At 63.6% G+C, this 19416-nt stretch carries 23 protein-coding genes and 1 pseudogene; 14 read left to right on the top strand and 10 right to left on the bottom strand.

Features of this window, described 5'->3' with window-relative positions; all coding sequences use genetic code 11:
• Positions 1–435 precede the first annotated feature (435 nt).
• From hemW to rph, 4 genes are read right to left on the bottom strand one after another with little or no spacing between them, the layout of a single operon-like run.
• Positions 436–1599: a radical SAM family heme chaperone HemW gene (hemW, locus tag A9K68_RS03600; protein ID WP_065006462.1), complete on the bottom strand. Its 1164-nt coding sequence runs from the start codon at positions 1597–1599 to the stop codon at positions 436–438.
• Entirely contained in the window at positions 1596–2258 is a 663-nt protein-coding gene (gene rdgB / locus A9K68_RS03595) for an RdgB/HAM1 family non-canonical purine NTP pyrophosphatase (protein WP_065006461.1), read from the bottom strand. Before rdgB ends, hemW begins: the two co-directional genes overlap by 4 nt.
• A complete protein-coding gene (locus A9K68_RS03590) occupies positions 2258–2668 on the bottom strand; it encodes a VOC family protein (RefSeq protein ID WP_065006460.1) in 411 nt (136 codons plus the stop codon). Before A9K68_RS03590 ends, rdgB begins: the two co-directional genes overlap by 1 nt.
• Before the next feature lie 7 nt (positions 2669–2675).
• Positions 2676–3392, bottom strand: a complete 717-nt coding sequence (rph, locus tag A9K68_RS03585; protein ID WP_029347945.1) for a ribonuclease PH — start codon at positions 3390–3392, stop codon at positions 2676–2678.
• A 236-nt stretch (positions 3393–3628) separates the two neighbouring features.
• Between rph and hrcA the strand changes: the two genes are divergently transcribed.
• From hrcA to A9K68_RS03560, 5 genes are all read left to right on the top strand, one after another.
• A complete protein-coding gene (hrcA, locus tag A9K68_RS03580) occupies positions 3629–4657 on the top strand; it encodes a heat-inducible transcriptional repressor HrcA (protein ID WP_051695677.1) in 1029 nt (342 codons plus the stop codon).
• Positions 4658–4737: 80 nt separating this feature from the next.
• Positions 4738–4935, top strand: a complete 198-nt coding sequence (locus tag A9K68_RS03575) for a hypothetical protein (protein WP_029347942.1) — start codon at positions 4738–4740, stop codon at positions 4933–4935.
• A 204-nt stretch (positions 4936–5139) separates the two neighbouring features.
• Positions 5140–5757: a LysE family translocator gene (locus A9K68_RS03570; RefSeq protein WP_065006459.1), complete on the top strand. Its 618-nt coding sequence runs from the start codon at positions 5140–5142 to the stop codon at positions 5755–5757.
• Positions 5758–5930: 173 nt separating this feature from the next.
• Entirely contained in the window at positions 5931–6911 is a 981-nt protein-coding gene (gene cysK, locus A9K68_RS03565; protein WP_065006458.1) for a cysteine synthase A, read from the top strand.
• 209 nt (positions 6912–7120) lie between these two features.
• Complete coding sequence (locus A9K68_RS03560) at positions 7121–7747, top strand: glutathione S-transferase family protein (protein ID WP_065006553.1); 627 nt, start codon at positions 7121–7123, stop codon at positions 7745–7747.
• 15 nt (positions 7748–7762) lie between these two features.
• Here A9K68_RS03560 and A9K68_RS03555 read toward each other — a convergent pair whose 3' ends face one another.
• On the bottom strand, positions 7763–9019 hold the full coding sequence (locus A9K68_RS03555) for an RNA polymerase sigma factor (RefSeq protein WP_065006457.1): 1257 nt from the start codon (positions 9017–9019) through the stop codon (positions 7763–7765).
• Positions 9020–9026: 7 nt separating this feature from the next.
• Entirely contained in the window at positions 9027–9395 is a 369-nt protein-coding gene (locus tag A9K68_RS03550) for a YciI family protein (protein WP_065006552.1), read from the bottom strand.
• 241 nt (positions 9396–9636) lie between these two features.
• Between A9K68_RS03550 and A9K68_RS03545 the strand changes: the two genes are divergently transcribed.
• From A9K68_RS03545 to A9K68_RS03535, 3 genes are all read left to right on the top strand, one after another.
• Complete coding sequence (locus A9K68_RS03545; RefSeq protein ID WP_065006456.1) at positions 9637–10596, top strand: TAXI family TRAP transporter solute-binding subunit; 960 nt, start codon at positions 9637–9639, stop codon at positions 10594–10596.
• Positions 10597–10790: 194 nt separating this feature from the next.
• Positions 10791–12881 (top strand): TRAP transporter permease, encoded by a 2091-nt coding sequence (locus A9K68_RS03540; RefSeq protein ID WP_065006455.1) that lies wholly within the window; start codon positions 10791–10793, stop codon positions 12879–12881.
• Positions 12878–13255 carry a DUF1850 domain-containing protein gene (locus tag A9K68_RS03535; protein WP_065006454.1) on the top strand — a complete coding sequence of 126 codons (378 nt, stop codon included), beginning with the start codon at positions 12878–12880 and terminating at the stop codon, positions 13253–13255. The genes A9K68_RS03540 and A9K68_RS03535 overlap by 4 nt, the downstream gene beginning before the upstream one ends.
• Positions 13256–13329: 74 nt before the next feature.
• Here the strand turns inward: A9K68_RS03535 and A9K68_RS03530 are convergent, their stop codons facing one another.
• Positions 13330–13773 (bottom strand): DCC1-like thiol-disulfide oxidoreductase family protein, encoded by a 444-nt coding sequence (locus A9K68_RS03530; RefSeq protein ID WP_065006453.1) that lies wholly within the window; start codon positions 13771–13773, stop codon positions 13330–13332.
• 212 nt (positions 13774–13985) lie between these two features.
• Positions 13986–14132, bottom strand: coding sequence for a hypothetical protein (locus tag A9K68_RS31220; protein WP_023801394.1), 147 nt, complete (start codon positions 14130–14132; stop codon positions 13986–13988).
• Between the two features lie 406 nt (positions 14133–14538).
• Here A9K68_RS31220 and A9K68_RS03525 point away from each other — a divergent pair, with 406 nt between their 5' ends.
• Together A9K68_RS03525 and ligD are read left to right on the top strand one after the other, a co-directional pair.
• Entirely contained in the window at positions 14539–15045 is a 507-nt protein-coding gene (locus A9K68_RS03525) for a ferritin-like domain-containing protein (protein WP_027154740.1), read from the top strand.
• Positions 15046–15107: 62 nt separating this feature from the next.
• A pseudogene (gene ligD, locus A9K68_RS03520) lies at positions 15108–16122 on the top strand (DNA ligase D); the annotation flags it as partial.
• A 7-nt stretch (positions 16123–16129) separates the two neighbouring features.
• Here ligD and A9K68_RS03515 read toward each other — a convergent pair.
• On the bottom strand, positions 16130–16804 hold the full coding sequence (locus tag A9K68_RS03515; RefSeq protein WP_065006452.1) for a winged helix-turn-helix domain-containing protein: 675 nt from the start codon (positions 16802–16804) through the stop codon (positions 16130–16132).
• A gap of 68 nt (positions 16805–16872) precedes the next feature.
• Between A9K68_RS03515 and A9K68_RS03510 the strand changes: the two genes are divergently transcribed.
• The 3 genes from A9K68_RS03510 (at position 16873) to A9K68_RS03500 (ending at position 17923) form a co-directional block, all read left to right on the top strand.
• Positions 16873–17100: a DUF1127 domain-containing protein gene (locus A9K68_RS03510; protein ID WP_065006451.1), complete on the top strand. Its 228-nt coding sequence runs from the start codon at positions 16873–16875 to the stop codon at positions 17098–17100.
• A gap of 95 nt (positions 17101–17195) precedes the next feature.
• A complete protein-coding gene (locus tag A9K68_RS03505) occupies positions 17196–17582 on the top strand; it encodes an NIPSNAP family protein (protein ID WP_065006450.1) in 387 nt (128 codons plus the stop codon).
• Positions 17579–17923: an antibiotic biosynthesis monooxygenase gene (locus tag A9K68_RS03500; RefSeq protein ID WP_065006449.1), complete on the top strand. Its 345-nt coding sequence runs from the start codon at positions 17579–17581 to the stop codon at positions 17921–17923. Before A9K68_RS03505 ends, A9K68_RS03500 begins: the two co-directional genes overlap by 4 nt.
• Positions 17924–17929: 6 nt before the next feature.
• On the opposite strand, the gene mbfA is transcribed toward A9K68_RS03500, so the two are convergent.
• Positions 17930–18913 carry an iron exporter MbfA gene (gene mbfA, locus A9K68_RS03495; RefSeq protein ID WP_065006448.1) on the bottom strand — a complete coding sequence of 328 codons (984 nt, stop codon included), beginning with the start codon at positions 18911–18913 and terminating at the stop codon, positions 17930–17932.
• A 177-nt stretch (positions 18914–19090) separates the two neighbouring features.
• Between mbfA and A9K68_RS03490 the strand changes: the two genes are divergently transcribed.
• Positions 19091–19414 carry a hypothetical protein gene (locus A9K68_RS03490; RefSeq protein ID WP_065006447.1) on the top strand — a complete coding sequence of 108 codons (324 nt, stop codon included), beginning with the start codon at positions 19091–19093 and terminating at the stop codon, positions 19412–19414.
• Positions 19415–19416: the final 2 nt, after the last annotated feature.

The raw sequence follows: 19416 nt of genomic DNA, 5'->3' as shown, positions 1-19416 counted from the left end.
CCAGATCGGCAACCTCTGCCGACACATCACTCGCAAATTGTAATTGGATCGCGGCAGAAGCCGCTGCCCCGGCGAGCCCCGGCGCTGCAAACGCGAGCTGGCCTGCTCGCGCTCGGAGTAGCGGCGGCACGCTTCTGTTCCGCTATTGGTCGTGGCCGGGTGTTCGGGTTGTTCGCATGGCGGGGTGCTTCTATCGAATTCGGCCGGGCAACCACCGGACACACGCGAGCTGTGCTTTCTTCCAATTTCTTCAAAGCAATTGTTGTCGGTTTCGCCATGTCGATTTCAGCGCCGGAGTATCGAGCGAAACGGCGCAACGCCTCCCGGGTTCTTCCACCCCAGATGCCCTCTGGTTTCCCGGATTACACCCAACGCGGCCAAGCTCGCGCGTGAGTCGATAAATTGTCTGTGACAGTTCAGCTCCTGGCCTATGCTTTACCGCGCCAGGTCCGCCACCACGGCGTCGAGCACGATCATGCCGGCCGGGGTGGCGCGCAGGCGGGCATTGCCGATCGGCGCCACCAGCCCCTCGCCCTGCAGCATCGATAGCCGCGCCGTCGACAGGCTGCGCCCGGAAAACGCTTCGTAGCGCGAGAGATCGATGCCCTCGGCCAGCCTCAGCCCCATCAAGAGGAACTCGTCGGCCTCTTCCGAGCGCGTCAGGGTCTCGCCGCCGGTGACGCCATGGCCCTTGGCCTCGACCAGATTGGCCCAGGTTTCCGGCATTCTTTCGGCGATCGTCACCACGCGGCGGCCATTCTCGACGAAGCGGCCATGCGCGCCGGGACCGACGCCGACATATTCGCCATAGCGCCAATAGGTGAGATTGTGCCGGCTTTCGGCGCCTGATCTGGCGTGGTTGGAAATCTCGTAGGCCGGCAGCCCATGTGCGGCGGTGATCTCCTGCGTCAGCGCATAGAGATCGGCGGCATGGTCATTGTTGGGAATAGCGAATTTCTTGGCCGCATGCAGCGCGTGGAACGGCGTGCCTTCCTCGATGGTCAGCTGGTAGAGCGACAGATGGTCGGCGGCGCGGCCGATAGCCTGTTCGAGCTCCGCCTGCCACGCCTCAGGTGTCTGGCCGGGCCGTGCGTAGATCAGGTCGAAGGACAGCCGCGGAAAGATCTCACGCGCCAGGCCGATCGCATGCAGCGCTTCATGGACATTGTGCAAGCGGCCGAGGAAGCGCAGATCCTTGTCGTTCAGCGCCTGCACGCCGAGCGACACGCGGTTGACGCCTGCCGCCCGGTAGCCCCGAAAGCGCTCGGACTCGACCGAGGAGGGGTTGGCTTCCAGCGTCACCTCGATGCCGGCGGGCACCGTCCAGTTCTTCGCCACCGCGTCCAGCACCGTCGCCACGGTTTCCGGCTTCATCAACGATGGCGTGCCGCCGCCGAGGAAAATGCTGGTCACCTCGCGCGGTCCGGTGCGGTGGCGCATCGTCGCAAGCTCGGTCTCGAAGGCGCGCGCAAAACGCTCCTGGTCGACCGGCTGGTGGCGGACATGGCTGTTGAAGTCGCAATAGGGGCATTTGGCCGCGCAGAACGGCCAGTGGATGTAGACGCCGAAGCCGGGGCTGCGGTCGAGCAGCATGGTCATTTCACGCCCGATCGTGCCAAATCCAGTCTGGCGTGCGCGAATTTCTGAAAGGCGCGGGCGCGGTGCGACAATGCCGTCGGCTGGCCGGGCTTCCAGCCATGTTTTTCCTCTGCGGTAATCTCGCCGAAGGTCTTTTCGAAACCGTCCGGCACGAACACCGGGTCGTAGCCGAAGCCGAGTTCGCCGCGCGGCGGCCATACCAGTGTGCCCTCGACCTCGCCTCGAAAATATTCGGCCGCGCCGTCCGGAAAGGCCAGGCAGATGACGGCGACGAAGCGACCCTTGCGCTGCGCAGGCGTGGCCGCGCCGACTTCCTGCAACGCCACTTCCGCCCGCTGCATCGCCATGCCGAAATCGCGGGACCCGTCCGGCGCCTCGGCCCAATTGGCGGTATAGACGCCGGGCGCTCCGCCTAGCGCATCGACACACAGGCCAGAATCGTCCGACAATGCCGGCAGGCCTGTCGCCTTGGCGGCGGCAAAAGCCTTGAGATAGGCGTTCTCCTCGAAGGTGGTGCCGGTCTCGTCCGGCTCCGGCAGGCCGTATTCCTTGGCCGACTTCGCTTCTATGCCGAATGGCGCCATCAGATCGGCGAACTCGCGCAGTTTGCCGGCATTGTGGCTGGCTACGACAATTCTGTGCCCATCAAGCGAATGCATCAGAGGCCCCAGATTCTTGGCTCGGCGAATTCGATCGAATTGCCGGAAGGGTCGCGAATATAGATCGAGCGGCCGCCTTGCGGCCATTCGAACTCGCTTTCGATGGCAATCATCTTCGCTTCCAGATGCGCTCTCCAGCGCACGATCTCGTCCGCGCTTGCTGCAAAGCAGAGATGGCCGTCGCCGACAGCGCCGTGCGGCGGCACTTTCAGCCTGGCATCGGGCGCCGGCGGCACCTTGGTCGCCTCGGCGTTGAAGACGAGCAGTACGCCGTCGCCGCAACGGAAGAAAAGATGCCTGCCGTCGACCTTGCCCAGCAGATCGAGCCCAAGCACGCCGGAATAGAATTCTTCCGCGGCATTGAGGTCGGTCACGTAGAGGGCTGATTCGAGGATGGCGGAAGGAGTCATGACAGGGTTAAGCTACAGCCATCTGTTGCAGGCTGACCAGTCGCTGGATGCCTTTCTTGGCCAATTCCATTAGCGCCGTGAACTGCTCTTCTGAGAAAGGCTCGCCCTCGGCCGTGCCCTGGATCTCGACGATGCCGCCCTTGCCGGTCATGACGAAGTTGGCGTCGGTGCCGGCCGAGGAATCCTCGAGATAGTCGAGATCGATGACCGGCTGGCCGTCATGGATGCCGCAGGAGATAGCCGCGACATGATCCTTCAGCACCTTGGCGACGCTGGCCATCTGCCGGGCTTCCATCCAGCGCAGGCAATCGTAAAGCGCCACCCAACCGCCGGTGATCGAGGCTGTGCGCGTGCCGCCATCGGCCTGAATCACGTCGCAGTCGACGGTGATCTGCTGCTCGCCGAGCGCCTGCAGATCGACCACGGCGCGCAGCGAACGGCCGATCAGCCGCTGGATTTCCAGCGTGCGGCCGCCTTGCTTGCCGGCCGAAGCTTCGCGGCGCATGCGCTCGCCGGTCGAGCGCGGCAGCATGCCGTATTCCGCCGTCACCCAGCCCTTGCCGGAATTGCGCATCCAGCCCGGCACCTTTTCCTCGAGGCTGGCCGTGCACAGCACATGCGTGTCGCCGAACTTCACCAGGCACGAACCTTCCGCGTGCTTGGAGACGCCGCGTTCGAAGGAGATGGCGCGCATTTCGTCGAATTGGCGTTTGGAAGGGCGCATTCAGGCTTTTATCCTATTTTTCGGAATCGTGGCCGGCTTGTAGCCGCACGCGACGAGAGGCGCAAAGGAAAATGGACCAGTTGCGCCGGCGTGGCCGAAGTCTATATCTTTGGGCCGGAGGTGTTTGGCTCGAAATGACCAAGGCAGTCGATCCCAATTCCCAGTCGGCGGCAGTGCTCCAGTCCCCTGCGCTTCAATCGCCCGCACTCCAGTCGCCCGCACTCCAGTCGCTCGACATGCGCTCGCGCGACATCTTTCGGCGCATTGTCGATTCCTATCTGAAGGACGGCGAGCCGGTCGGCTCACGTAGCCTGTCGCGTATCCTGCCGTCTTCGCTGTCGCCCGCCACCATCCGCAACGTGATGAGTGATCTCGAGCATCTCGGCCTGATCTATGCGCCGCATATCTCGGCCGGCCGGCTGCCGACCCAGGCCGGCCTGCGCTTCTTCGTCGATGCTTTCATGGAGCTTGGCGATCTCTCCGACGAGGAGCGCCGCACCATCGAGGCGCAGGTGCGCGCCTCCGGCTCTGGCGCGACGCTGGAGCACATGCTCATCGAGGCCAGCCAGATGCTGTCCGGCATGTCGCGCGGCGCCGGCCTCGTGCTTGCCGCCAAGAACGAGGTGGCGCTCAAGCACATCGAATTCATCCAACTCGAGCCGACCAAGGCGCTGGCCGTGCTGGTGTCGCAGAACGGCGACGTCGAAAATCGCGTCGTCGACCTGCCGGCCGGCATCACCGTCTCGCAATTGCATGAAGCCTCGAACTTCCTCAATGCCCACATCCGTGGCCGCACGCTGGCCGAGGCGCGGATCGAGATCGCCCGCATCAAGGAAGAGACCAAGGCCGCCCTCGACACGCTGTCGCAGGATCTGGTGGAGAAGGGCCTTGCGGTCTGGGCGGGCGCCGAGAGCGGCCTGCCGGCGCGTCTCATCGTGCGCGGCCGCGCCAACCTGCTGGAAAATGTCACCGCGCAGGCTGACATCGAGCTGCTGCGGCATTTGTTCGAGGATCTGGAGACGCAGAACGGGCTGATCCAGCTTCTCGACCTCGCCGAGGAAGGCTCCGGCGTGCGCATCTTCATCGGCTCGGAAAACAAGCTGTTTTCGCTGTCGGGCTCGTCGCTGGTCGTGGCGCCCTATCGCGACAAGGACGCCCGCGTCATCGGCGCGCTCGGCGTCATCGGCCCGACCCGGCTGAACTACGCACGCATCGTGCCGATGGTCGACTATACCGCGCAGCTTATTTCGCGCATGCTGCGGTAATACATGTCGCCCAAAACCAAAGCGCGTCGCCCGTATCCCTTCAAACGCGACACGCTTTCGGGGACCTCAAGGAGAAAAAAATGGCGCTGGAATCATTCAAAGCCCAGATCAGCCTATTGCTCGAGCAGATGATCAACCAGCCCGAGGATCAGCATGAAGTGCAGGAACAACTGCGCGAAAAGCTGAGGGAGATGCGCGCCATGGGCCTGCCGCTGCCGGCCGATCTCGTCGCGCTGGAAAAGCGCCTCGACGACGATTTCTACGCAGCCGGAAACTGAGCCCGAAAAACCATGCTGGCGCGTCACTTACGGCAAAGCCCGTCTTGATCGGCGCGTTCGCCTGGCCGGCGGCGCTGGTGCAATCGAAACCCTCCCTCAGGGAGTACACGCCTGCCCACCTTTGTGCGACAAGGCCCCAGTCTTAAAAGGCTCAGTCTAAAAGGTCGATCCCGTTTTTTGGGGTCATGCGCTAAGGCCGAAACCATGACCCTCACCGGATTCCTCGCATATAGCGCGGCCCTCGGCATCGCCGCTGCCATCCCCGGCCCGGGGCTCACCGCGCTTATTGCGCGTGCGCTTGGGTCCGGCTTTCGCTCGGCGCTCGCCATGTCCTTCGGGCTGATGCTCGGCGATCTCACCTACCTCACCGCCGTGGTGCTCGGCCTCGCGCTCGTCGCGCAGACCTTCGGCATGGCCTTCCTGGCGATCAAATGGCTGGGCGTCGCCTATCTCGCTTTCCTCGGCTGGCGCTTTTGGACGAGCGGCATCGCGCCCGAAACGGTGGCGGCGAAGAAAGGCAGGGGCGGGCTGGTGTCGAGCTTTATTGCCGGCCTCGCCGTCACGCTCGGCAATCCGAAGACGATGATCTTCTATCTCGCCATCACGCCGACCATCGTCGATCTGAAGACCATTACGCTCGCCGACTACGGCATCCTCGTCGCGCTGACGCTCGTCGTGTTGCTGGTGGTGCTGGTGCCCTATCTGGCGCTGGCGGCCAAGGCGCGCGGGCTTCTGAAGTCGCCGCGCGCGCTGAGGGCGCTGAACCGCACCGCCGCCACCTTCATGGTCGGGGCGGCGGCTGCGATCGCCGCCCGGCAATAGGCCAGTTTTGGCCACGCCTGAATGCTTTTCCCGGGCGAGGGCGTTTTCAGAATGCGTTCCAGTCGGATATTTTCAAACAGCAGACTATCTTGCGCGGCCGAAGGCTTTATCCTGCCTTGTCGAGACTTATGCCCATCTGACTCTTGCCCGCCTAACTCTTGGGAGCGAAACCAATGAACAAGCCCGCCACCACCGCGCACGCGCCGGGCCGCGGCCGCATCTACAATTCGATCACCGAGACGATCGGCGACACGCCGCTGGTACGGCTCGACAAATTCGCCAATGAAAAGGGCGTCGTTGCCAGTCTGCTGGCCAAGCTCGAATTCTTCAACCCGATCGCCTCGGTCAAGGACCGCATCGGCGTCTCGATGATCGAGGCGCTGGAGGCATCGGGCAGGATTGCACCCGGCAGGACGACGCTGATCGAGCCGACCTCGGGCAACACCGGCATCGCGCTCGCCTTTGCCGCTGCCGCCAAGGGCTACAAACTGATCCTGACGATGCCGGAAACCATGTCGGTCGAGCGCCGCAAGATGCTGGCTCTGCTCGGCGCCGAACTGGTGCTGACCGAAGGGCCGAAAGGCATGAAGGGCGCCATCGCCAAGGCCGACGAGCTGGCCGCGACGCTGCCCGACGCCATTATTCCGCAGCAGTTCGAAAATCCGGCCAACCCGGAGATCCACCGCCGCACCACGGCCGAGGAAATCTGGAACGACACCCATGGCGAGGTCGACATCTTCGTGGCCGGCATCGGCACCGGTGGCACCATCACCGGCGTCGGCCAGGTGCTGAAGCAGCGCAAGCCCTCCGTGCATGTCGTCGCCGTCGAGCCGGAAACCTCGCCGGTGCTGTCGGGCGGCCAGCCCGGTCCGCACAAGATCCAGGGCATCGGCGCCGGCTTCGCGCCGAAGATACTCGACACGACGATCTACGACGAGATCGTCAAGGTCTCCAACGAGGATTCGGTCGCCAATGCGCGGCTCGTCGCGCGCCTCGAAGGCGTGCCGGTCGGCATCTCGTCGGGCGCTGCCCTGCAGGCGGCGATCGTCGTCGGCTCGCGGCCGGAGAACAATGGCAAGAACCTTGTGGTGGTCGTCCCGTCCTTCGCCGAGCGCTATCTGTCGACGATCCTGTTCGAAGGGCTGGGGGCTTAGGTCCCTCGACGGAGATAGGTGGGCTTCAGCTAATCTCGAAAGTTGCGCTAGTCCACCTAAGGAGCGACAGGCTCCAGCCGTGCGCCGAGGACCCAGATGGCAGTGCTGGACCGCTGAAAAAACAACTGTGGCCGCCGTTGCTCGCTTGAGTGGAGCGGCGCTTCCGGTTCAGATCGTCGCCGGCCTTGCACCGGCTGGCGGAGGATTTCATGTACAAGCTCTATACCCGTGCCAATACCGGCGGCGTTGTCGTCGAGGCGGCGCTGATACTGGCGGGTGCGCCTTTCGACCAGATCGATGTTCCGAAGTCGAACCCGCCCGACCAGGCCTTCCTCGACATCAGCCCCTTGAACCAGGTGCCAGTCCTGATCTTGCCGGACGGAAGTTCGATGACCGAATCGGCGGCGATCTGCATCCTGCTTGCCGAGCGCCACCCGGAAGCGAACTTGGCGCCGGCAGCGAACTCGCCTGACCGCGCCGACTTCCTGCGCTGGATGACGTTCATGTCGTCGGTCATCTATCAGGCTGACCTGCGGTTCTTCTATGCTCATCGCTACACAGCCGATCCCGGCGGCGTGGACGCAGTCAAGCAGGCGGCGATCTCGGAATTGGATCGCGGCTTGGCCATTCTCGATGCTGCCCTCGAAGGCCGCGACTGGCTGGTCGGCGACCAGCTCTCGCTGGCCGACATCTATCTCGTCATGCTGGTGGCCTGGCATCCCGAGGTCGGAAAAGTCCGCACCGCCTGGCCGAACATCGAACGCATGTGGGCCAAATTGCGGGAGCATCAGGTGATGAGGAAGCTGAACGCCTCCCACGCCATGTGGCCGGCCTGAACCGATCGCCTTGTCTCAGTCTGCTTCCGCGCGGCCGAGCCCCGCCCGTCGTTCCTGCAGGAACCGGCGCACAGCCGGGTCGCGTTCGAGGCCGATCGCGCGGTCATAGGCTGCGGCCGCTTCCCGGGTTTTGCCGATCCTGGCCAGAAGGCCCGCGCGCGCGGCCCAATAAGGCTGATAATCATGCAGCCGTTTGTCGTCGCCAAGCTCATCAAGTGCACTCAATCCCGCCGCGGCGCCGTCGGCCTCGGCAATGGCCACCGCGCGGTTGATCGAAATCACTGGCGAGCCGGCAACCATCGACAGCGCGTCGTAGAGATGTTTGATCGCAATCCAGTCGGTCCGGCCGGTCAGCCGCCGGGTCGTATGGGCGGATTGCACGGCCGCCTCGAGCTGGTAGCGACCGACAACGCCCTTGGCCGCGGCGCGCCTGAGCAGCGTCTCCGCTTCGTCGATCAAGGCGCCGTCCCACAGCGCAAGCTCCTGCTCGGCCAATGGCACATAGTCTCCGGCGGCGTTGCGCCGCGCCGCACGCCGCGCCTCGGCAAACAGCATCAGCGCCAGCAGGCCGAGCGCTTCCGGCTCATCCGGCATCAACGACGCCACCAGCCGGCCGAGCCAGATGCCTTCGGTCGCGAGATTGCGCCGCCGGGTTTCGGTGCCGGCCGGGTCGGACCAGCCTTCGGCGAACGCCGCGTAGATCGCTTCCAGCACCGCATCCAGCCGCTCGCCGAGCTCGGCCCGCTCCGGCACACGGAACGGAATGCCGGTCTCGCGGATGCGGTTTTTGGCGCGCACCAGACGCTGGCCCATCGTTGCCGGCGACACCAGGAAGGCAGAGGCGATCGTCGCGGCGTCGAAGCCCAGAATGGCTTGCAGAATCAGCGGCGCGCGCACGCCGGCCTCGATCGCCGGATGGGCGCAGGCAAACATCAGCCGCAGCCGTTCGTCCGGCAGGTCTTCATCGGCCATGCGGGCCTCGATCTCCTCGGCGATCAACCTGAGATGGTCGCGGCCCGCCTCGCTGGTCAGCCGCCGCCGGATCGCGTCGACGCTACGTTTTCGTGCCACCGCCAGCAGCCAGGCTTCCGGCTTCTCAGGCACGCCGGTTTGCGGCCAGCGTTCGAGCGCCGCCGCAAAGGCGTCGGCCAGCGCGTCCTCGGCGCCGGCCACATCGCGGATGCGCGCGGCCAGATAGGCGACCAGCTTGCCGTAGCTTTGGCGGGCGGCTGCATCCGCCGCCGCCCGTGCGATCTCCGGACGACTGTCCATCACATGGTCATTTCTCAGATAAGTACTCCGTCATTTCCCAGATCGGTCGCACCTCGACCGTGCCAGTGCTGGCTGCTGGACAGCGCGCAGCCCATTCGATGGCCGTGTCGATGTCCGCCGCCTCGATCATGTAGAAGCCGGCAAGTTGCTCCTTGGTATCGGCATACGGGCCGTCGAGCACGTTGGTCTTGCCGTTAGCCATCCGTACAGAGGTGGCCGCCCGGGTCGGTCTCAGCCGGTCGCCGGCAAGCCATACGCCTGATTTCTTCAACGCTTCGGTATAAGCGCCATAAGCCGCGAGGGTCTGCTCGGTGCTCTCGCGTGGCGCATTCGCCATTGCGGCTTCGTTTCCGTAGATCAAAAGCATGTATCGCATGGTCTTCTCCCGTGGTTTCGAAGGCCGCGTCGTTGCCGGCCGAACCAATGTCGCGCGTCCTCGCCCGAATTCGACAGGCGCTGCAAAAATCTTTCGGCCCGGATGGCATCTCGCGCAAGCCTGCATGTCCAGCGGCATCGACCGTTGGTCTAATCGGCGCAATTGCGGGTTGGCATTTCCCGCCCGCTGTCTAAACTCGCCTCGGGTCGTGCCGTGGCAAATATTTCAGGGAGGAAATCACATGCTCAATTTCAGGACGAAGTTTGTTGCCGCCGGCGCGCTGGCGCTGTCGCTGGGCATTGGCGCGGTTTCGGCCAAGGCGCAGGAATTCATCAACGTGCTGACCGGCGGCACCTCGGGCGTCTATTATCCGCTCGGTGTCGCGCTGTCGGAAATCTACGGGAAGGGCATCGAAGGCGCCCGCACCCAGGTGCAGGCGACGAAAGCTTCGGTCGAGAATCTCAACCTGCTGCAGCAGGGCAAAGGCGAGATCGCCTTCGCGCTCGGCGATGCCGTCAAACTGGCCGCCGAGGGCAATACCGAAGCCGGCTACCCGGGCAAGCTCGACAAGCTGCGCGGCATCGCCGCCATCTATCCCAACTACATCCAGATCGTTGCCAGCAAGGAATCCGGCATCAAGACGCTTGCCGACCTCAAGGGCAAGAGCCTGTCTGTCGGCGCGCCGGCCTCCGGCACCGAGCTCAACGCCCGCGCCATCTTCGCGGCCGCCGGGCTGAAATACGAAGACCTTGGACGGGTCGAGTATCTGCCCTTCGCCGAATCGGTCGAGCTCATCAAGAACCGCCAGCTCGACGCCACGCTGCAATCGGCCGGCCTCGGCGTCGCATCGATCCGCGACCTCGCCACCTCGGTGCCGATCAACGTCGTTGCAGTACCGGCGGAGGACGTCGCCAAGATCGGCTCGCCCTATCTTTCGGTAGCCATTCCCAAGGGCACCTATGAAGGCCAGACCGAGGATGTCGCGACCGCCGCCGTCGGTAATTTCCTCATCTCCCATGCCGACGTCTCCGACGAGACCGCCTATCAGATGACCAAGCTGCTGTTCGAAAATCTCGACCAGCTCGCCGCCGCCCACGCCGCCGCCAAGGCGATCGACATGGCCAAGGCGCTCGACGGCATGCCGGTGCCGCTGCATCCCGGCGCCGAGCGGTACTACAAGGAAAAGGGGCTGGTGAAGTAGGGCACTCCCTCCCCCTCGAGGGCCCCGCAAGGGGGAGGGTGGCCCGCAGGGCCGGGAGGGGTCCTCGGCGACGCACTCCGCCTTTTCAGTCAAAGGTCGAGGCAGTTGAAGTTACCCCACCCGTCCATCCGCCTTCGGCGGCTGTCCACCCTCCCCTCAAGGGGGAGGGGAACGCCCCGCCAGGAACCCCGCCAATGACCGACGCCCCGACCGTTCTTTCCCCCACCGCCGAAGCCCCGGTCGAAGGCCTGCCGTCGGGTTTCGGCGAAGGCATCGCCGGCAAGGCCGCCTTTCTCATCGCCATCGCCTTTTCTATCTTCCAGATCTACATCGCCGCCTATGGCAGCCTTCCGAGCCAGGTGGTGCGCGCCATGCATGTCGGCTTCTTGCTGTTGCTCGGCTTTGCCCTGATCGCCAATCTGCGCGCCACAAGCACACCGGCGAAAGCAGCCTTCTGGACGCTCGGCGTGCTCGGCTTTGCCACCGGCCTCTATAATTGGGTGTTCTATACCGACCTCATCCGCCGCTCCGGCTTCCTCACCACGCCGGACCTGATCATCGGCACGGTGCTGGTCGTGCTGGTCTTCGAGGCGGCGCGGCGGCTGATGGGGCTGCCGCTTGCCGTGATCGCTCTGATCTTTCTCGCCTACGCTTTCTTCGGCAATCACCTGCCGCCGCCCTTCATCCATCGCGGCTATGATTTCGCCCAGCTCATCGACACCTTCGCGTTTGGCACCGAAGGCATATACGGCACGCCGGTCTACGTCTCGGCCGCCTATATCTTCATCTTCGTCGTTTTCGCTGCCTTTCTCGAACGCGCCGGCATGATCGCACTGTTCAACGATTTCGCCCTTGGCCTGGTCGGCTCGTGGCGCGGCGGCCCGGCCCAGGTCTGCGTTCTGTCCTCGGCGTTGATGGGCACCATTTCCGGCTCTGGCGTCGCCAATGTGGTGGCCTCCGGCCAGTTCACCATCCCGCTGATGAAGCGCTTCGGCTTCCGTTCGGCTTTCGCCGGCGCCGTCGAGGCAACCTCGTCAATGGGCGGCCAGATCATGCCGCCGGTGATGGGCGCGGTCGCCTTCATCATGGCCGAGACGCTGAACATTCCCTATGCCGAGGTGGTCAAGGCGGCGATCATACCGGCGCTGCTCTATTTCGGCGCCTGCTTCTGGCAGGTGTACCTGGAAGCCGGCAAGGCCGGCCTACAGGGCATGGCCAAGGCGGACCTGCCCAATCCGTGGGACGCGGTGAGAAGACATTGGCCGCTGGTGCTGCCGCTGGCCGCGCTTATCTATCTGCTGTTTGCCGGCTATACGCCGATCTTTGCCGGCACCATGGGTCTCGCGCTGACCATCGTGCTCATCCTCGGCACGCCGCTGGCGGCGTTGATCGGGCCGCTTGCCTTTCGCATCGTCTTCTGGCTGGCGTTGGGATTTGCCGCCGCCTCTTTCATGAAATTCGGCGTCAATATCCTCAGTCTTGTGATCGCCGGGCTAATTGTCGCCTGCGTCACCTTCAAGGGCGGTCGCGAGACGCTGCAGATATGCGTAGATTCGCTTGCCGAGGGAGCAAAGAACGCGCTGCCGGTCGGCATCGCCTGCGCCATCGTCGGCGTCGTCATCGGCACTTTGACGCTCACCGGCATCGCCTCGACTTTCATCGGCTGGATCATCTCCATCGGCGAGAACAATCTGTTCCTGTCACTGGTGCTGACCATGCTGACCTGCCTGGTGCTCGGCATGGGCATACCGACGATCCCCAACTACATCATCACCTCGTCGCTGGCCGGACCGGCATTGCTGTCGCTCGGCGTGCCGCTGGTGGTCAGCCATATGTTCGTCTTCTATTTCGGCATCATGGCCGACCTCACACCGCCGGTGGCGCTGGCCGCCTTCGCCGCCGCGCCCATGGCCAAGGAGAGCGGCCTCAAGATCGGCATCCAAGCCACCAAGCTTGCCGTCGCCGGCTTCGTCGTGCCGTTCATGGCGGTCTACACCCCGGCGCTGATGTTGCAGGACCCCGGCCCGATCGCCGCCCAGTTCGGCTATCCCGTCGAGGTCGCCTATGTCGTCGCCAAGGCTTGCGTGGGCATTGCCCTGTGGGGCGCAGCCACCGTCGGGTTCCTCGCCCGGCGCATGGCCTGGTGGGAACGTCTCGTCGCCTTCGCCGCCGGCGTGCTGCTGGTTGCGGCGCTGCCAGTCACCGACGAAGCTGGCTGGGCGCTCTCTGTCGCCTGGATCGGTTGGCATTGCTGGCGTGCGCGGCAGGCCACCGGCACCGCATGAGCCTCTGTATCCTCGCCGCCGGCAAGACGGTGACGCTCACTGTGGCTGCGTTCACGCTCGCCTGGACGCATTCGGTGGAAAAGACGCGTTGGCAGGAAGACTGGAAAGTGATGCCTTCCGGCTTGCAGATCGCCGAGGCGCGGATCAAGGGCTCGGGCGCCGGCATGGAGCCGCCGGAAGGCTCGTTGCTGCGGGACGGTTGGTGGGTCTATAGACCCAAGATGGCGCCGCAGCGGCGCCTTGTGCTCGCGGCCACTGGCGCGACGGGTGAAGGCTGGACGCTGTGCACGATTCAGGGCTGCCGCGAACTCGCCAGGGCGGCAGGCGACGCGATCTTGCTGGAGCCTTGCGAAGCTTCGAGCCAGCCGCGATAACGGATGATTCTGGCAAAGGGGGGTGCCGATCCGCCCGCGGTGTCGTGCAGGATAGAACCCTTGCAGTGGCCGGCCTAGCCAATAAGCCGCCCTTTCAACTCGGCGGACGGGATCTCGCAGCTCTCTTTCCTGCCGAACAGCGCGTAACGATTCTTCGCAACGCGATCGTAGAGCCAGTCGCGAAGCGGGCGCGGCAGCAGGAGTAAAGATCTCGCCGCCCGCCACGGCCAGCCCAGTTCCGCCATCACGGCAATGAAACTGTCCAGCCGCGTGAAGGCGGCACCGTCGATGAGGGCCAGATTGGTCTCGTAGCTGTCCGTCCGCAGCCCGTATTTTCGGAACAGCGCTTCGCCGAGCGGCGACTGCGCCGTGGCGAAACGGAAGCGGCTTTTGCGGTCGAGCCTGACCACCATGCGCACAAAGCCAGAGCACAGCACGCAGACGCCGTCGAACACGATCAGCGGCTGGCTTGCATCGAAGGCTGGCTTTTCGGGAGGATGGTCTGGCTGGGCGGTCACGCCAGTCCCGGCTGCTTGGTGTCAAACGACACTAAGCTTGCCGGCGGCGAGATCAAAGCCCCTGAATCTCAAAGCCATAGAATCTCAGAACCTTGGCGTTGTCGCACGCCGCCTGTCGGCGAGCCCAGGACGTTCCGCGCGATAGGTCGTCGCACGGTGATCGGCGGCCGGCCTGCAGATCCGGCTGTCGTGACGGCCTTCCATTGTCGTCATCAGTGCGCGCTGATGCCGAGCGTGTGGCCGCGGCGTGCGCAAGCGGGGCCGGGGCCGCGCATGTAATAGCGCTCCGGCCGGTAGGTCGGCGCGACGAATTCGCGGATGGCGGCAGCGTAGCCGATGAGGTGCGTCAAGAAGTTCATTGTCCCTGTCCCTGTCCCGATTTCGGATGTCCCTTCCGAATTGCGGGCATCATAGCGTCGAGGCGTGAATAGTCGGTGAACACGATGTTAATCTTTGGTCAAAAAGGCCTTGGTTCGTGGCTGGAATGCGGCTGATTCGGGGTCTTTCCATGCAGTTCGTCGGCATTCCGGCTAGTGTGACTTTTGCATCACATATGTTTCGTTTGGATGTCGCTGCGGCGCGCTTGTGTTTCAACTTTGGCCGGCTCCGCGAAATTTCCGTGCGTGCTCGGGGAAAGCCAGGAACCCGTCCGATAGCCGCACGTTGACGCTAAAAGCCGGGACCAACCCGGCCCAGCAGGCAGCGGCTTCCGTGCGGAACCGCCGCCAGGACCTCGCACAGCTAGAACAATGGAAAGGCAAAGCCATGGGTTTCTTTTCGAAAGACATCAAGACGCTGGACGACCTCTTCGTCCACACGCTTCGCGACATCTATTACGCCGAAAAACAGATCGAGAAGTCGCTGCCGAAGATGATCGACAAGGCTACCGATCCGCAGCTGAAAGCCGGCCTGGAGAAGCACCTCGGCCAGACCAAAGGCCATATCGAGCGGGTCGAGAAGGTGTTCGAACTGCATGGCGTGAAGGCCAAGACGGTCAACTGTCCGGCTATCGACGGCATTCTCGAGGAAGCCGATGAAGTCAGCGGCGACATCGACGACAAGGACGTTCTCGACGCCGCCCTGATCGCATCCGCGCAAGCGGTCGAGCACTACGAGATAACCCGTTACGGCACCCTGATCGCCTGGGCCAAGCAGCTTGGCCGCACCGACTGTGCCAATGTCCTGGCCAACAACATCAAGGAAGAGCAGGCGACCGACCGCAAGCTTACCGAGATTGCGGAAGCCAAGGTCAACCTTCAGGCCGCGGAATAGCACTCGCGATCGAGGCAAGGCCGGACAACCCGGCTTTGCCTCACTTTCCGTACCTGGACGTCGACCGTATAATGCGCCACGCCTCGTTCCAGATTGCGCGAGGACAAACCGGCGGAGGAAGTCGTGCAGGAAAAGCCGAAGGCACCCGCAGGCAAGGCCGACACCAAGGCAAAGCCTGCCGGGGGCAAGGGGGAGATCTCTGTCAAATCCGCCGGGAGGGCAAAAACCGTCGTAAAACTTTCTCATCCCGACAAGCTTCTGTGGCCGCAGGAGAAGGTCTCTAAGCAGGGTCTGCTCGATCATTACGCTTTGGTCTGGCCGCGCATGCAACAATACGTCGTCAATCGGCCGCTCAGCCTTGTACGGGCGCCGGACGGCGTCGGCGGCCAACGCTTCTTCCAAAAGCATGCGTCCGCAGGCATGCACGAAAAAATCGCCAGGATGAAGGATCCGATGGACGGCGAGGAGATATTGTTCATCCGCGATTTCGATGGTGTCGCTGCCTTAGTCCAGCTCGGCGTGGTCGAGATCCATATCTGGGGCTGCACCATCGACGAACTGGACAAGCCGGACCAGATCATCTTCGATCTCGATCCCGACGAAGGCGTCGACGTGAAAGCGGTGCGCGCGGCGGCGCTCCAAATCCGGGGCCAGCTCGATGAGCTGTCATTGCCGCATTTCGTCAAGACCTCCGGCGGCAAGGGCTATCATGTCGTCGTGCCGCTGAAACCGTCGGCGGATTGGGATGAGGTGAAGGACTTCGCTCACGATTTCGCCCGCGCCCTCGAGCAGGCCGCCCCTGATCGGTATACAGCGACGCTATCGAAGAAGGCGCGCACCGGCAAGATCTTCGTCGACTATCTGCGCAATGGCCGCGGCTCGACCACGGTGGCACCCTATTCGTCGCGGGCCAAGAAAGGCGCTACGGTCTCGATGCCGGCGACCTGGGCGGAGATCGAGGCCGGGTTGGCGCCGAACGCCTTTCCGGTCCGCGACAAGACGACGCTGAAGCAGTTGGCGAAAGCCGATCCCTGGGCGGATTTTTTCAAGCGGGGCAAGCCGCTCAAGGGCGGCTGATCATCTTTCAGCCGAGAAAAACCGTCTCGAAGGCCCGCTTGCCCATCGGCGAAAAGATCACCGCGCGGCTGTCCTTTTCGCGCCGTGCCCATTTTTCCAAAAGGATCTTGTCGAGAATGGCCGCGCCCAGCGTGCCGGCGAGATGCGAGCGCCGCACGCTCCAGTCGAGGCAGGCCCGACACACGGGTCGCCGCGCCTTGCTCTCGACATCGATGCCGATCTCGGCGAAATGCGCGGCGGCTGACGGCCCCAGCCTGATCTCCTTATCGTCGCGGATGAGGACTTTTTTGCCGACAAGGCGATCCAGCATCGCCACTGCCTGTTCTCCGGCGAGGTGGTCGTAGCAAACCCGCGCCGCGCGCATGGCCGCATCACGCGGACCCGGCCGCACCCGTTGCGGCCCGACCGCAGCGGCGACACCGGTGATCGCCTCGATCATGCCCGCCACCTGCGGCCCGGCGAGGCCGTAGTAGCGATGCCGCCCCTGGCTTGCCAGCGTCAGCAGCCCGCCCTCCATCAGTTTCGACAGATGCGAGCTGGCAGTCGGCAGCGAAACGCCGGCCTCGAGCGCCAGTTCGCTCGCCGTCAGTGCCGTGCCGCCCATTAGCGCGGTCAGCATGTTTGCTCGCGCCGGATCGCCGACCAGGCTGGCGATGCGGGCTATATCTGGTCCTTCACGCATAGTTCGTTCCCCATCGAAGCATTGTCGTCAGATAACCACTATCCTCCGCTGAGATCAAGGAGACAACGATGACCGCAAGAACCATTTCCCACACCGTGCTTGTCAGGCGCTTCGGCCGTCGGCCGTTTCCGTTCATTATCTTGCGCAGGTTGCATCTGCGGCTCCTGGCGCGGTGGTACGACCGCCATCTGCAGCGCCTCGACCTCGCCGAGATTGACGAGCACCTTTTGCGCGATGTTGGCCTGATGCCAGAAGACGTTCGGCGCGAATGCGCGAAGTGCTTCTGGCAGGCGTGACCACCAGAGAAATTGCCTAGCACATCGGTCCGCCGAACGTTTCGACCCCACTCAAACTGTCGCTGCAGCAAACAAATCCAGCAAGGAGACAAAAGATGACCATCACCTGCTTCATCCGTTACGAGATCGACCCGTTCGGCAAGGCGGCATTCGAGGAATATGCCCGCAACTGGGGCGAGGCCATCCCGCGCTGCGGCGCCGATCTGATCGGCTATTTTGCGCCGCATGAGGGCTCGGCCACCACCGCCTACGCCGCTTACAATATCGACAGCCTGGCGGCTTACGAAGCCTACCGCATCAGGCTTGCCGCCGATCCGATCGGCCGGGCGAATTACGAATTCGCCCGGCGTGAAAGATTCATCCTGAAGGAGGATCGGACGTTTCTGAAACTCGCGTCCGGGCCGCACGCACCGAAGCATGATGCCCAGAAGTTGCAGACTTTTCAAACCGAGATCATGCCTGAAGGAAAGGTGAAACTATGATCGCCGTCATCTTCGAAGTCGAGCCGGCAGCGGGCAAGCGCGACGCCTATCTCGGCCTCGCAGCCGACCTGCGTCCGCTGCTCGACGGCATAGACGGGTTTCTCACCATCGAGCGCTTTCAGAGCCTCACCGACCCGAACCGCATCCTGTCGCTGTCGTTCTGGCGCGAGGAGGAGGCGGTGAAGGCCTGGCGCAACACGGAGAAACATAGGCAGGCGCAGAAGGCCGGCCGTGGCGGCATCTTTGCCGGATATCGTCTGCGCATCGCCCATGTCGTGCGCGACTACGGCCTGACCGAACGCGCCGAGGCGCCTGAGGACAGCCGGGCGGTGAATGGGTAGCGCTTTCTAGGCATTCCCGATCAGCACTCCAGCCGCAAACACCAGCGCGCCGCCCAGCACCACCTGGAAGGCGGCGCGCCAGAATGGCGTCTGCATGTAACGGTTCTGCACAAAGGCGATCGCCCACAGCTCGAAGAACACCACCACGACCGCGAGAATTGTCGCGGTCCAGAAATAAGGAATGAGGTAGGGCAAGGCGTGACCGAGACCGCCCAGCGCCGTCATGACGCCTGTGGTAATGCCGCGTTTAACCGGCGAGCCGCGCCCCGACAGCTTGCCGTCGTCGGAGGCGACCTCGGTGAAGCCCATCGAGATGCCGGCGCCGATCGAGGCGGCAAGCCCGACCAGGAAGGTCTGGAACGTGTCGTGCGTGGCGAAGGCGGCGGCGAAGATCGGCGCCAGCGTCGACACCGATCCGTCCATCAGACCGGCCAGTCCCGGCTGCACATAGGTCAGGATGAACTGGCGCTGCTCGGCCGCGGCTTCCTCATCCTTCACCGCACCCGGCACATGCTTTTTCTCCAGCCGCTGCGCCAACGTCTCGTGGCCCTGTTCGGCGACCGCTAGATCGTCGAGCAGCTTTCGCGTCGAGGCATCGCTGGTGCGTTTCGCTGCCTCGACATAAAACAGATAGGCTTGCCGCTCCATCGTTTCAGCCTGTTGGCGCACATGCTCGATGCCGAGCGGCCTGACCAGCCAGTCGGGCCTGCGCTCGTAATAGCCCTTCACATGCTCGCGCCGGATCAGCGGAATGCGTTCGCCGAAACGTTCGCGGTGAAGCTCGATTAGCGAGTCGCGATGGCCGTCCTCTTCCTCGGCCATCTCCTCGAACACTTTGGCCGAATGCGGAAAGCTACCCGCCAGCCCGTCGGCATAGGCGCGGTAGATGCGCCCGTCATCCTCCTCGGAAGAGATGGCGAGCGCCAGGATCTCTTGCTCCGAGAGCGACTCGAACGGACGGCGGCCAAATCCGAAAACACTAGAAAGCATGAGAAATTCACCTCAGTTTAGAATAATTCTAAACTAGGGTTTGGTGCGCTCTTGGTCAATCGCGCCCGTCGGCCGGACGTTCAAAATCAGCGCCTCCGGGATTCTTCCACCACCTCTTCTTCATTGGCGAATGTTCACCTATATAGCCGAACTTAAGCCAAGAGAAGGAAACCGTAAATGCCGGCAAAATTGCCCATCCATCCATTTGACCCGAAACCCGTTCTCGACCTCATCGCCAGCATCGAGGGGGACCTGCAGCGCCTTAAAGGCTTGGTCGAGCAGCAGGTCGAAAAATTCGATCCGGCCAATCCGCACAACAAAGCGCCCGACGGCAAGCTGACAGAGGAGGGCGTCGAGTGCTGCTACCGCATGTTCGACGAGGGCAAATCGCGCTATTCGGTTGCCCAGCAGATGAAGATCTCCTTCGCCGCCGCCACCCATCGCTTCAACACTTGGCGCAAGATGGGCGGCGCCAAACGGAAAAGGACGCTCTTGGGGTGAGA

Source organism: Mesorhizobium sp. AA22 (genome assembly GCF_001672375.2).
In the GTDB taxonomy this organism is placed as follows: domain Bacteria; phylum Pseudomonadota; class Alphaproteobacteria; order Rhizobiales; family Rhizobiaceae; genus Mesorhizobium; species Mesorhizobium wenxiniae.
Note: the sequence above shows the minus strand (reverse complement) of the source record. Positions and strands in the feature narration are given on the sequence as shown.

Excerpts from the sequence above, each read along its gene's own strand:
- A9K68_RS03535 (WP_065006454.1), top strand. The coding sequence starts at position 12,878 with ATGAGCCTCTGTATCCTCGCCGCCGGCAAGACGGTGACGCTCACTGTG.
- A9K68_RS03555 (WP_065006457.1), bottom strand. The coding sequence starts at position 9,019 with ATGGACAGTCGTCCGGAGATCGCACGGGCGGCGGCGGATGCAGCCGCC.
- rph (WP_029347945.1), bottom strand. The coding sequence starts at position 3,392 with ATGCGCCCTTCCAAACGCCAATTCGACGAAATGCGCGCCATCTCCTTC.
- A9K68_RS31220 (WP_023801394.1), bottom strand. The coding sequence starts at position 14,132 with ATGAACTTCTTGACGCACCTCATCGGCTACGCTGCCGCCATCCGCGAA.
- A9K68_RS03540 (WP_065006455.1), top strand. The coding sequence starts at position 10,791 with ATGACCGACGCCCCGACCGTTCTTTCCCCCACCGCCGAAGCCCCGGTC.
- cysK (WP_065006458.1), top strand. The coding sequence starts at position 5,931 with ATGAACAAGCCCGCCACCACCGCGCACGCGCCGGGCCGCGGCCGCATC.
- A9K68_RS03505 (WP_065006450.1), top strand. The coding sequence starts at position 17,196 with ATGACCATCACCTGCTTCATCCGTTACGAGATCGACCCGTTCGGCAAG.
- A9K68_RS03550 (WP_065006552.1), bottom strand. The coding sequence starts at position 9,395 with ATGCGATACATGCTTTTGATCTACGGAAACGAAGCCGCAATGGCGAAT.
- A9K68_RS03500 (WP_065006449.1), top strand. The coding sequence starts at position 17,579 with ATGATCGCCGTCATCTTCGAAGTCGAGCCGGCAGCGGGCAAGCGCGAC.
- A9K68_RS03570 (WP_065006459.1), top strand. The coding sequence starts at position 5,140 with ATGACCCTCACCGGATTCCTCGCATATAGCGCGGCCCTCGGCATCGCC.
- A9K68_RS03490 (WP_065006447.1), top strand. The coding sequence starts at position 19,091 with ATGCCGGCAAAATTGCCCATCCATCCATTTGACCCGAAACCCGTTCTC.
- hemW (WP_065006462.1), bottom strand. The coding sequence starts at position 1,599 with ATGACCATGCTGCTCGACCGCAGCCCCGGCTTCGGCGTCTACATCCAC.
- A9K68_RS03545 (WP_065006456.1), top strand. The coding sequence starts at position 9,637 with ATGCTCAATTTCAGGACGAAGTTTGTTGCCGCCGGCGCGCTGGCGCTG.
- mbfA (WP_065006448.1), bottom strand. The coding sequence starts at position 18,913 with ATGCTTTCTAGTGTTTTCGGATTTGGCCGCCGTCCGTTCGAGTCGCTC.
- A9K68_RS03525 (WP_027154740.1), top strand. The coding sequence starts at position 14,539 with ATGGGTTTCTTTTCGAAAGACATCAAGACGCTGGACGACCTCTTCGTC.
- A9K68_RS03510 (WP_065006451.1), top strand. The coding sequence starts at position 16,873 with ATGACCGCAAGAACCATTTCCCACACCGTGCTTGTCAGGCGCTTCGGC.
- A9K68_RS03515 (WP_065006452.1), bottom strand. The coding sequence starts at position 16,804 with ATGCGTGAAGGACCAGATATAGCCCGCATCGCCAGCCTGGTCGGCGAT.
- A9K68_RS03590 (WP_065006460.1), bottom strand. The coding sequence starts at position 2,668 with ATGACTCCTTCCGCCATCCTCGAATCAGCCCTCTACGTGACCGACCTC.
- A9K68_RS03560 (WP_065006553.1), top strand. The coding sequence starts at position 7,121 with ATGTACAAGCTCTATACCCGTGCCAATACCGGCGGCGTTGTCGTCGAG.
- rdgB (WP_065006461.1), bottom strand. The coding sequence starts at position 2,258 with ATGCATTCGCTTGATGGGCACAGAATTGTCGTAGCCAGCCACAATGCC.
- A9K68_RS03575 (WP_029347942.1), top strand. The coding sequence starts at position 4,738 with ATGGCGCTGGAATCATTCAAAGCCCAGATCAGCCTATTGCTCGAGCAG.
- hrcA (WP_051695677.1), top strand. The coding sequence starts at position 3,629 with ATGCGCTCGCGCGACATCTTTCGGCGCATTGTCGATTCCTATCTGAAG.